The 11,677-nt window shown below is 35.2% G+C and carries 6 protein-coding genes; 4 read left to right on the top strand and 2 right to left on the bottom strand.

Annotation, left to right across the window (positions count from 1 at the left end):
- On the top strand, nt 1–189 hold a 189-nt coding region (locus BHE19_RS22875; RefSeq protein WP_070905703.1), incomplete at its 5' end, for a hypothetical protein.
- Between the two features lie 217 nt (nt 190–406).
- Here BHE19_RS22875 and BHE19_RS01770 read toward each other — a convergent pair.
- Nucleotides 407–7,306, bottom strand: coding sequence for a S8 family serine peptidase (locus BHE19_RS01770; RefSeq protein WP_070905702.1), 6,900 nt, complete (start codon nt 7,304–7,306; stop codon nt 407–409).
- Between the two features lie 307 nt (nt 7,307–7,613).
- Nucleotides 7,614–8,297 carry a DUF4294 domain-containing protein gene (locus BHE19_RS01765; protein ID WP_070905701.1) on the bottom strand — a complete coding sequence of 228 codons (684 nt, stop codon included), beginning with the start codon at nt 8,295–8,297 and terminating at the stop codon, nt 7,614–7,616.
- An 81-nt stretch (nt 8,298–8,378) separates the two neighbouring features.
- Here BHE19_RS01765 and BHE19_RS01760 point away from each other — a divergent pair, with 81 nt between their 5' ends.
- The 3 genes from BHE19_RS01760 to BHE19_RS01750 all read left to right on the top strand — a co-directional run bounded on the left by BHE19_RS01760 (nt 8,379) and on the right by BHE19_RS01750 (nt 11,669).
- Nucleotides 8,379–9,467: a M42 family metallopeptidase gene (locus BHE19_RS01760; protein ID WP_017496379.1), complete on the top strand. Its 1,089-nt coding sequence runs from the start codon at nt 8,379–8,381 to the stop codon at nt 9,465–9,467.
- A gap of 163 nt (nt 9,468–9,630) precedes the next feature.
- The gene (locus BHE19_RS01755) at nt 9,631–10,311 is read left to right on the top strand and encodes a response regulator transcription factor (protein ID WP_017496380.1); all 681 of its coding nucleotides are present in this window, start codon (nt 9,631–9,633) and stop codon (nt 10,309–10,311) included.
- On the top strand, nt 10,308–11,669 hold the full coding sequence (locus tag BHE19_RS01750; RefSeq protein ID WP_070905700.1) for a sensor histidine kinase: 1,362 nt from the start codon (nt 10,308–10,310) through the stop codon (nt 11,667–11,669). The genes BHE19_RS01755 and BHE19_RS01750 overlap by 4 nt, the downstream gene beginning before the upstream one ends.
- The last annotated feature ends 8 nt before the right edge of the window (nt 11,670–11,677 follow it).

Genomic DNA, 11,677 nt, shown 5'->3' with positions numbered 1-11,677 from the left:
ATGAAACTACTAGATACAAAGCCCCATTTTTACTGGTTTCTTACTAATCTCGCAAAGACGCAAAGGCGCGAAGTTTTTGTTTTTCTTGCCTTATTTCTTTTGAAAACCCATACCCTAGCCCCGATAGTAGTGGAAATCCTTTTGATTTTTCCTTTAAAAAGCAAAAGATTGAAGCGGATAGCGGGATAAAGCTTCGACTTCGCTCAGCTGGACAGAAAAACTACTCTTATATATAGTATAGAATCTCAAATACCAAGCTTCGACTTCGCTCTGCTGGACAGAAACTACTCTTATATTCAGCTGGACAGAATCACTCCTTATATATAGGTAGTAAAAAACAAACCCGACAGGTTTTGAAAACCTGTCGGGTTGTAAATTGCTAATTACCTAGAACTAGTCTGCGAAATTATCTAATGATTAATTTTTCTATAGATGTATTCCCATCCTGTTCTACTCTTATTAAATACACACCGCTTGGCAAGCCTAAAACATTCAATTCTGTTTTTTCTGTTTGAACAGAAAGTATTTTCTTTCCTGTCATATCAGATATCACAATGTTTTTAGGACTACTTGAAGCTGATTGTATGTGAACCTTACCTTCGGTAACCGGATTTGGATATAATACAAAACCTTCAATAGCATTAGTTGGTAGCCCCAATGTACATGTTGTACTTGATACATTTACTGTACGTGTTACTGTAGCTTGATTTTGCAATGCATCTTTTACCGTATATGTTATTACATATTGTCCCGGAGTATTTACATCAACAGTACCTGAAACGATAACCGAAGAAGTAATATCAGCATTTGTATTATCTACAGCTGTATAACCTGGATCTGTGTACACACAACCTTTATCAATTGAAATGACTGCATTACCTAAAAGTGTAATTGTAGGTTTAGCCGATTCAATTGTCAACGTCCAATACTCAATATTTCCGCTTTGTGCCAATACATTATAAGATACCGGTCCAGTATAATTTAATGTTGTCACTCCACTAGTCTGAATATAAGTCCCGATACGTAATGTAGCGAAATCAGAAACCTGAACATTAGGTACTAAAGCGCTTAAATTAGCATTATTGTTTACCTGAACTTTTACCGTTTTAGCTACAGGATCAATAACACTTGTTCCTACCTGATTAGCTACTGAATAAGACAAGATACCTGCTTTAGTATTTTTTGCATTAATATCTACCGTATAGTTAGTTTGAGATTGCTTATTCTCTGAAACAACTGTTACTAAGAAACTATTACGGTAATCTGAAGCAGTTACTTTAGAATTAAGCTGTTTTACACCGTCAACATAAAGCTCAGCGCCTGGTGAAACCGTAAAATCTGCAACTAGGCTTGAAACATTGTAACCGAACGGTACTGTTTTAGTAGCGTTATTTCCAACAATATCTGTGTAAATTTCCTGTGGTAAACCTGGATTCGAAACTGTTTTAAAATCATAAGAAAGTAATTTACTTTCATTACTTAAACCAGTAACTACTTTCACAGTATAAGTTTCGGTAATTCCGGTATTAAAACCAACACCTTCTACTGTTAAAGTAATTGGATTGGTATAATCGTTTGGTGTCATTCCGTTCACTTGTGTTACACCACCAATTTTTGCAATACTTTTCATTCCTAAAGTATAGTTGGCAATTGCATTTGTAATATCTGACCCATTGTTTAATATTACAGTAAACGTTTTGGTAGGTGCATCATAACTTGTTGATAATTGATTTACAAAATCTATCTTTTGCAATAGAACTGGTACATTCCAGAATTTACCATCGCCTAAACCATTAGTATCAGCATTGGTTACAACAGCGGTGTTGTCATTTATCGTACTATCAAAAACGAACGGTTTGTCACCTTCTGAAAAACTGTAATACGCTAATAATCCTGGTTCGTTTCCGATGTATTTCGTCGTTGAATTTGCAGCAATTGTTGCCTGATTACGAACTCCTGACCAAATACGAACTTCATCAATATTACCATTTAAACCACGAGCTAGTCCTGTATTATTACCTATATAAGCAGGTGCGTTAGTATTTGAGCTTGCTGCCCCAGCAGTACCTGTACTGGTATAAGGAACTGAAACTCCATCAATATAAACTGTATACACGAAAGCCGGACTTACCGTATAAGCGATGTGATGCCATGTGTTTTGTTTAATGGTATTTACTCCTGTATTAATTACGTACGATCCTGTAGCAGTAGTAATAGAGATAACTAAACTATTCTCTTTATACGTAGACAAATTATTATTGTTGTGAATAAAAACTAATGCCGTACTCTTATCCAATAGCCGTCCAAAAACTGACGGTTTAGTCTGATTTACCCAAAGCTCATAAGTATAATTACTAGTAAGATTCAATGCCGGTGTAGCGTCTATTTTGATAAAGTCATTTACTCCATCAAAAGTTCCAGTCACATTTACAGGATGATTTACAGCATGCGAAAGACTTATTGATTTAGAATCATTTAAAGGATCGGTATCCCCTGACAGTTTAGTGTAAACCTGAATTGTATAATCACCAGGCGCTCCTAAATCTGCTTTAGTAGTAAATGCAATAGGAGCTGTTCCTCCTGCCGGAATTGAAGTTGTCTGATTTTGAACTACTTCAGCTCCTCCATTAATCTTGTAAGCAACCGGGAAATTATTAATAGCTACTGTTGAATAATTACGAATTACAGCTGAAACTGTCACAGGAGCATTACCTGGTTTAATTGGTGCTGAAATTGCATCAATACTAACATCGGCAGCTGTAAAAGGTAGTACGTTAATAGTGTACTCCTCTACTTCAAAATCACTTCTTGAACTTGTTAATCCATCAAAAGTTGGCCCAAGATTCACATTGTAATATTCTAATGGAGAACGGAACATGTGCAAAACACGCATTAATTTTTCACCAGAAGTTGTATTTGCCGGAATAGTAAATCCTCCTGCTAATGTAGCATTATTTCTGAAATAATGTGTACTTGTTGTTGATGGTATCGCAGGTGCCGCAGAAGTTGGAGTAGTGTTTACCCAAAAATTCCCTGCATAAAATTCATCTGTCAAATTACCATCTCCATTTAAATCAACAACAATCATAGTAAATACTCCCGTTGCAGACGATGACAAGTTGTTGACAATTGGTGTTTCGGTTTTTGTAATTGTTGCTTCTGGCTGATAAGTAAAGCCAGCATAAACCGGAATTTTTATGTTTTTAAAATCTGAATACGCTGTAGTTCCAGAATTATTAACCACATCATTCCATTTGAAGCGTGAAATTGCATATCCATTTGTATTGGTGTGAACCGGTAATTCGTTTTTATTGTACACTACTTTTTCAACTGCATCGTTAGCTGCATTTGCATCCGGCAAATCAGCTCCCGCCTTGATAGTATAAGTAGCATCTACAACTGATAGATCTGCTTTAGTTGCAAAAGTGAAATTTACCGTAGTATTAGCTCCTATAGTTGGAACAGTTTCTGTAACTTTTGCTCCTCCGTTTACCTGATAAAATACCGGATGATTGGTCAAAGCAGTCGTTCCTAAATTACTAACTCTAATAGTCACATTGTGTGCATTAGTCTTTTTTCCTAAAACTTCAGGTGTAGTGATTGAAACTACAGATACATCTGTTACTGTTGGTTTCACTACACATTCTATATCAGCAACCCATCCTAATTCATTTGTATTACTGTCTGAAGTAAATCTAAAAGTCAACTCCCCTCCTGTAGCTGTTGACGTTAATGAAGGAGGTAAAGTATTTCCTGTAAAGGTACCTAATAAAGGAGCAGATGTAGTTGTTCCGTTGTACACATATAAGTAGTCATAATCCTGCTCAACATTAAAAGCAGAAAAAGTTACCTTAATACTATTTCCAGCTGTTGCAGGTTTAAAAGTAATAGTTTGCGAAAGATTATCTCCATAATTTGCATAACGCGAACCACTATCTGTAAATGTCGCTGCACAAGTAGATACCGGAGTAGCTCCGCCCATTAAAACATCAGTTCCTGTGTTACGAACACTTCCCACTAACGTATTATTATCCACAACTGTATCACCTGTATAATTTACATTTCCAACTACTTTATAAAGTTTTGGTGTTGAAAAATCTGCTTTTTGCACAAAATCATAAGATGCTTCGGTAAAAGGATTAATTGGTCCCGGAATAGTTTCAATCACTTCTGCTCCACTATCAATTTTATAAGAAACTGGTACATTGCTTACCGCAACAGGAGAGTGATTGAATACTTTTACTTTTACAGTTTCACTGGCTGTAATTCCTGCATTTGGAGTTAATGAAGTTAATTCAACATCCGTCGCAGTTGCCTCAAAAATGGAAACATTATCAATAAAAACAGAATTGTAAACGTTATCATTCGCTATTACTTGCACATCGTTATCCATAACCGATTCAAAAGCTACGCTAAAGATAGTTCCCGCATAAGCCGATAAATCGTATAATAACTCTGTATTACCAGACGTAGCTGTTCCACCGTAAACACCAATGTTTTCGTAACTATTCACTGGATTACCATTTACAACAAGTCTAAAGAAGTTTTTGTTTGGTAGTGGTGAAGCACCAACTGTAGTCCAGATTAAATTAAATTTAAGTCCAATTGTTTTACCTGTCAGACTTGTAGCATCGATATCACAAAATGAAACTTTCTTAACAAAATTAGAGTTGTTAGCAAAAGCATTTGCCGATGTACTTGCTGCCCAAGGAGAAGCTGATACATCACCTGATCCGGCCATTTTTGCTCCGTCTACAAAATCTGCATTAATATACTCATACTTTACTAAACCTGTTGTTCCTTTAGAAAATACATAATTTGCAGCTTTTCTGGAATTAAAATTCTCTGTAAAAGGAAGAGTCGCAGCACTAACTACAGCTTTAGAAACCGGCTCAACGTTTACGGCTCTTACTCTTTCAGAAACAATTCCCGTTGCGATATCAATGGATCTTACTGAAAACCAGTTATCTTCTCCAACTGATACTGCAAAAGTATAAGTAGGATCAGTTACTGTTGCGACAACATCAAACTTGTATCCATTCATTTTTAGCACTTCATACTTTGCTCCCGGAATTGGATCCCAATCCATTTTATAAGATGAAACACCACATGCTGATGGCGCTATCACTAAATTTTTAGGCTCTGTAATAATATTAAACACCTCTCTTGAAGTATCCACTTTTGAACCTGCAATTACTCTTATTTTTGCATTAGCTACAATTCCAGCAGGAACTTTCCAAGCAAAATTTCTGGCAGCAGAAGGAACATCTTTTGCTATGACCTGATAGTTAATCCCTCCATCAACAGAATATTCGATTGTAAAAGGTTTTGCTTCTCCTTCATAGTCCCAACGAATGTATTCTGTAGTATCTGTATTAAATTTCTCTCCTCCGATAGGATAAGTTAAAACTAATTCAGGAGCTACTAAATCATACACCACAGAAAACTCTTGTGTACCAATAGGCACTCTAGTACCGCTAACGATAATTTTATAAGTTCCTGCAGCAGGATTATCCAAAGTGATTTGTTCAATATTATTTAAATTGTCCACTCCACGAACCGCATTAGCATTTGGTGTTGTAGCATTTAAAACCCAAGGCAAAGTGGTTACACCGTCTTTTACAATTTTCACATCCAAATCGTTTACCAAAACAGAAGAGGCTCCTGGTGTTCCCTGCAAATCTGTGTAAGCAAGTAACACTTTTAAAGTCACTAATCCTGCCGGTACAACAATTTCTTTCTCATAGCTTTGACCGTTAGCTACTGTGTTAGAATAAAATGTTTTGTTATCTAAAGCTCTAACAGCTCTAAGACCATTTAGATTTCCGAAACCATATTTATAGTCAGGACCAGGATTTCCAGCGTCTTTAGAAGTTCCTGTCACTAAGGCCTTCATTAAAGATGCTAATGGTTTTGTCTCGTAAATATTCTTGTACCTTTCATACAATAAAGCAACTGTACCTGTAGTTCCAGGAGTAGCCATCGAGGTACCACTCATGATCTGGTACGAATTACTATAATCTAATGAATACACATTTGTACCTACAGCAGCAATTTGAGGAACCAAACGTCCATCGATAGTTGGTCCAAAACTACTATAAGAACTGATTAAATCATCAGGATTATTTGCCGCTACGTGTAGTGCATTTTTTGAATTTTTTGTTGATGTGTTAAATCCGCTAGGGTATGCTGTTTGTGCATTTCCATTCGAATAAATATTCAAAAGATAAGGAAATGTTACAGTAACATTATCGTCACCACGATCTCCGGTATCGTATCTTCTGGTATTATAACCTGAAGTTAAATTTACTCCATACGAATTTGATGTTAATTCAATACCATCTTCATTCGCGGCTTTCACTCTTTCTTGCTGAACGCTTAAACCGTTAGACTGAGTATTAAAATTCCAACCGTACATTTGTACTTCCGGAGCCATACCTCTTGCCTTAGGATCCAATAAACCAGCACCGCCAATAGTACCTGAAACGTGATCTCCATGTGAAGAATTTGATTCGTATTCTCTATTGATAACTCTACCAGTGTGATCTTTGTGAGGTTCAAGGTTACCATCCCAAACACCAATTTTCACTCCTTTACCGGTTAATCCATAACCAAGACCAGGAATAGTAGATCCCAAAACATTTGCTTTATGCGAAGTTACACCCGGCTTATTATCGCTTTCTACCGGTGGAGCAACCAACTCAATGTTTTGTACCCAATTGAATTTCGCTACCTCTTCTAATTTTTCTTTGGAGGCCTGGATATAAATTTCATTAAACGCTGTATCGTTATTACTGTTTTTTAAAAACAAGCCTGCTAAGTCCTGCTCAACACGCTTACGATCAACACCTTTAAAATAGCTCACAACAACTTTAATCCCGTTACCACCTGCTGCAGCATAATCCGGGATAGCGTTATCCACAATCATAGGATCCAATTTATATTTCGGATCGACTGCAATCACTGCTCTTATGTTATCAGAAACACTGCTTTTGTTATAAAACTCAGGAGCAATTTCTACATAATAAGCGTTATTCGATAAATAACTAAGTAAAGTTATTCCTTGTGTTTTCAACTTTTGTTGTTCTTCCACAGAAGGAATTTTTGTAAACTGCAGCAAAGTATACTCTGTTTTCAGGCTCTGCTTAGCTGTGCTTTTTTTGTCTTTAAACTGCTGTTTAAAATTTGAAGTAGTTGTGATTTTGTTTCCATTTAAAGAAATTACAAAATCACTTTCTGATGTCTTCTGCGACCAAATGGGAATGGCCACTAATAACACCAATAGTGTAAGTAGTTTTAATCTCATAAATAAATTGGTTTTTGGTTAACTTAGTGGTTGTTAAGATCGTAAACCTACAAATTAAACTATAATTAACAAATTATATTCCCAGTTAATTTGTTAAAAAAACAAAGTAAACATGGTTTAACTACAAAATATATAACAAAAAATACTGATTTTACGGGCTATCAGAGAGAAATCTCAGTTAGCAAAAATAAGTAAGTATATTCTCTTAAACCTAAGTTAACCTTGTAATCCAAAACTTAAAACAATAAAAAAAAACCTACAGAAATATCTGTAGGTCTTTATCAATTATGCTTTAAATAAAATAGTGCTATTTTTCGGCTTTAGTCTCTTTTGCTTTTGTTTCCCAATGATTCATCAAATCATCATAATTTACAGGATTTGCTGCTTTTTGATTCACGAGTTTTCCGGAATCAAATGCCCTGACCAGAATCGTTTCAATTAAATAATCCTCATTGGATTCAAATGGCTTGTATTCCATTTTCAGACTAATGTCGAATAGACTTGCTGTTGTATTGGATACAAAAGCTTTAAAACCACTTTTTAAGGTTTTGATTAATTCATAGGTCGTTATTCCGGTCTGCCTGTGAACAAGCTTGACTAAAATCTGTCCTTGTTTACGGGAAAGTTTTTTAAGTCTTGCTTCAAATTCGTTATTGAGATAATCTTCTACAATCTTAAAGTATTTTTTCTTTTCACGGTTGGTTTTCAAGCGCGCCATTCCGTTATTCAACGCTGTTAATCGATCAGCTGCAAGTCTTGCATACGGGTATACTTTGTAAACACGGTTTTGAAGAATCGCAAATTGTTTTTGTGCTTCGGGATCCAGCTTTTCCTTCGAAATAATAATTTCGGGCAGTTCAATCGTGTCATTCAAAATAGAATCCTGTTCCGTTAATATGTAACCCATTTGCTCATTCTCTTTCGGTTTCACCTGAGCCTGACTTGTTAACGAAATCAATATAAAAAATAAAATAGGGGCAGTAAATCTCATCGAGTCATAATTTAAATGTAAAATTATATATTTATATACAACTCTGATACCAAATTTATAAATTAGCAAAAAAATATTTTTATGAGCACAAAATCAATCTTAAATGATACCTCAATTGCTTTCCTGGAAAGCTATCTCAATAATGCCTCCCCTACGGGCTACGAAAGCGAAGGGCAAAAACTTTGGATGAATTATCTAAAACCTTACGTAGACACTTTTATTACGGATACTTACGGAACGGCTGTGGGAGTTATTAACCCCGATGCTCCATTCAAGGTAGTTATTGAAGGTCATGCCGATGAAATTTCATGGTATGTTAATTATATCACAGATGACGGTTTATTATACGTAATCAGAAATGGTGGTTCCGATCATCTGATTGCACCTTCAAAGAGAGTTCACATTCATACTAAAAAAGGAATTGTAAAAGGTGTTTTCGGATGGCCAGCCATTCATACCCGTTTACGTGACAAGGAAGAAACACCAAAAATCAGTAATATCTTTATCGATTTAGGTTGTGAAACCAAAGAGCAGGTTGAAGCATTGGGTGTTCACGTAGGATGTGTGATTACGTATCCGGATGAATTTATGATTTTGAACGAAAATAAATTTGTATGCCGTGCGATCGATAACAGAATGGGTGGCTTTATGATAGCCGAAGTAGCTCGTTTATTAAAAGAAAATAATAAAACACTACCTTTTGGTTTGTATATCGTAAATTCTGTTCAGGAAGAGATTGGTCTACGCGGAGCCGAAATGATTGCTCAGACCATTAAACCTAATGTGGCTATCGTAACCGATGTTTGCCATGATACTACCACTCCTATGATTGATAAAAAAGTAGAAGGAGATTTAAAAATGGGGAAAGGGCCTGTAATTGCATATGCCCCGGCCGTTCAAAATAAACTGCGTGATCTTATTGTTGATACTGCCGAAGAGAAAAAAATTCCGTTTCAGCGTCATGCAACATCGCGCGCTACCGGAACAGATACTGATGCTTTTGCTTACAGTAATGGTGGTGTGGCTTCAGCATTAATTTCCCTGCCTCTGCGTTATATGCATACTACCGTAGAAATGGTACAAAGAGAGGACGTTGAAAATGTGATTCAATTGATTTATGAATCCTTACTGAAAATTGAGAACAACGAAACTTTTTCTTATTTTAACTAAGTGGTGATTAGTTCTTAGTAATTAGCTCTAAGTACCTAGTTCCTTGGTTAATAAAAAAATAAAGTAAGATGTGAGTTGTAAAATGTAAAAAGAAATGGACTAATCCCCCTTAACACATTGCCCACAACTCACATCTTACATCTCATAACGCAAACAGAACACTATGAAAATACTCCTGCTCGAAGACGATTTTACCTTATCGAAAGAAATCTCTGCATTCTTTACTTCAAATGGATTCGAGTGTTTTTCTTATTATGATGGTTCATTACTATTGAAGAAGTATTTCCCCTATGAATATGATTTAATTATTCTGGATATTAATGTTCCCGGAAGTAACGGAATTGAAGTGTGTAAAGGTATTCGGGAAGTCGATAAAAAGACTCCGATTATTATGCTCACTGCTTTTAGTGAAATTGAGGATAAATTGGCTTCTTTTGATAATGGTGCCGACGATTATCTGGTTAAACCCTTTCATTTTAAGGAACTGTATGCCAGAAGTACTTCTCTACTACGTCGAAAAGAAATTCCACAACAGGTAGAAACTAAAATAACGATTGCAGATCTGGAAATTCTGGAAAGCGATATGAAAGTATTTCGATCAAACGAAGAAATCAAACTTACTCCTAAAGAATTCAAGCTCATTTTAATCCTGGCCCATGCCAAAGGTAAAGTCTTATCGAAACAATTTATTGCTGAAAAACTTTGGGATTATCACATCGAAACCAATCAGAATACCATTGAAGTTTATATTAATTTTTTAAGAAAGAAAATCGACAAGGACCATACTGTTAAACTTATTCGTACCAAAGTGGGTTACGGATATTATTTAAGCGATCAGGAATGACTTTAAAAAACCGAATATCACTTTTAGTAAGTTTATTATTTACAATCCTTTTCGGATTGGCTTCTACATTGATATTTGTTTTATACTCTAATTTCAGAAAAGAGGAATTTCGTGATCGATTGGAAATTAAAGCTCTTTCAAACATTAAACTTCTCGTTAACGTTAAAGAAGTTGACGATCAACTTTTAAAAGTTATTGATCAGAATTCCATTAACCAACTGTATGATGAGAAAACACTGGTCTTTGATTCTAACTTCAAACTCATCTACAGTAGTATTGACGATGCCAAGATTAATTGGTCAATTGAAGATCTGAAATACCTTAGAAAACATAAAACATTCTTTAAACAGCAGGGTGATTACGAAGTATATGGTGTTTTTTATGATACAAAAGACAGGGATTTTTATGCTCTGATATCTGCCACCGACGATTATGGTAAACGAAAATTACTTTTCCTAAGGTATACGCTTATTATTTCCTATATCTTTTTTACTTGTATCTGTTGGGTTCTAACCTCTTTTATGGTTAAAAAAGCCATGAGCCCGTTAAATATTTTTCACCAAAAAATAAAAAATATCAACGAGAATAATCTCGATACTCGTGTTGCTTCAAAAAACAACAAAAATGAAATTGATCTGATCGCCAATGAATTTAATTTCATGATGGATCGAATTGAAGTTTCCTATCAAAAACAAAAAGAATTTACGGCCAATGCCTCACATGAGTTGAGAACTCCCCTATCCAGAATTACCTCACAGATTGAAAATACAATTGCTGATCCAGCAACATCTGACAAAGGAAAAAGCTTTCTAAAAACGATATTGTCAGACATCAATCAATTGACTGAATTAATTAATTCGCTATTGATCCTTTCTAAAATAGACAATAAGAAAAACGAAAACAAAGAAGTTCATCGTATGGATGAAATTTTGTTTTCAGCTATTGAAAATCTGAACAAAAGTTATCCGGAATTTCTAATTTTATTTGAAATAGAAGAAAGCAACAATCTGGATACCGCTTTAGAAATAAATGGTAATAAGAACTTATTGGAAATTGCCATAAGCAATATCCTGAAAAATGCCTGTGTTTATTCAGATAACAAACAAGCCAAAGTAATTATAAGTACGCAGGATGATCACTTAGTCATCTCCATTTCAAACACAGGACAAACCTTAAACGAAGAAGAACAAAAAAATCTTTTTCAGCCTTTTATGCGTGGTAAAAACTCGAAAGGCACTACTGGCTTTGGTCTTGGACTAAGGATTGTTCATCGCATTCTCACACTTCACAATGCATCTATAACCTACAGTGTTCCAGATATTAACACGAATTTATTTCAGTTATTTTTTCATTTGTAATTTATTTT

The sequence above is a fragment of the Flavobacterium tructae genome, assembly GCF_001853485.1.
Taxonomy (GTDB): Bacteria; Bacteroidota; Bacteroidia; order Flavobacteriales; family Flavobacteriaceae; genus Flavobacterium; species Flavobacterium tructae.
Note: the sequence above shows the minus strand (reverse complement) of the source record. Positions and strands in the feature narration are given on the sequence as shown.

Coding starts and splice junctions, on each gene's coding strand:
- BHE19_RS01750 (WP_070905700.1), top strand. CDS start 10,308: ATGACTTTAAAAAACCGAATATCACTTTTAGTAAGTTTATTATTTACA.
- BHE19_RS01755 (WP_017496380.1), top strand. CDS start 9,631: ATGAAAATACTCCTGCTCGAAGACGATTTTACCTTATCGAAAGAAATC.
- BHE19_RS01760 (WP_017496379.1), top strand. CDS start 8,379: ATGAGCACAAAATCAATCTTAAATGATACCTCAATTGCTTTCCTGGAA.
- BHE19_RS01765 (WP_070905701.1), bottom strand. CDS start 8,297: ATGAGATTTACTGCCCCTATTTTATTTTTTATATTGATTTCGTTAACA.
- BHE19_RS01770 (WP_070905702.1), bottom strand. CDS start 7,306: ATGAGATTAAAACTACTTACACTATTGGTGTTATTAGTGGCCATTCCC.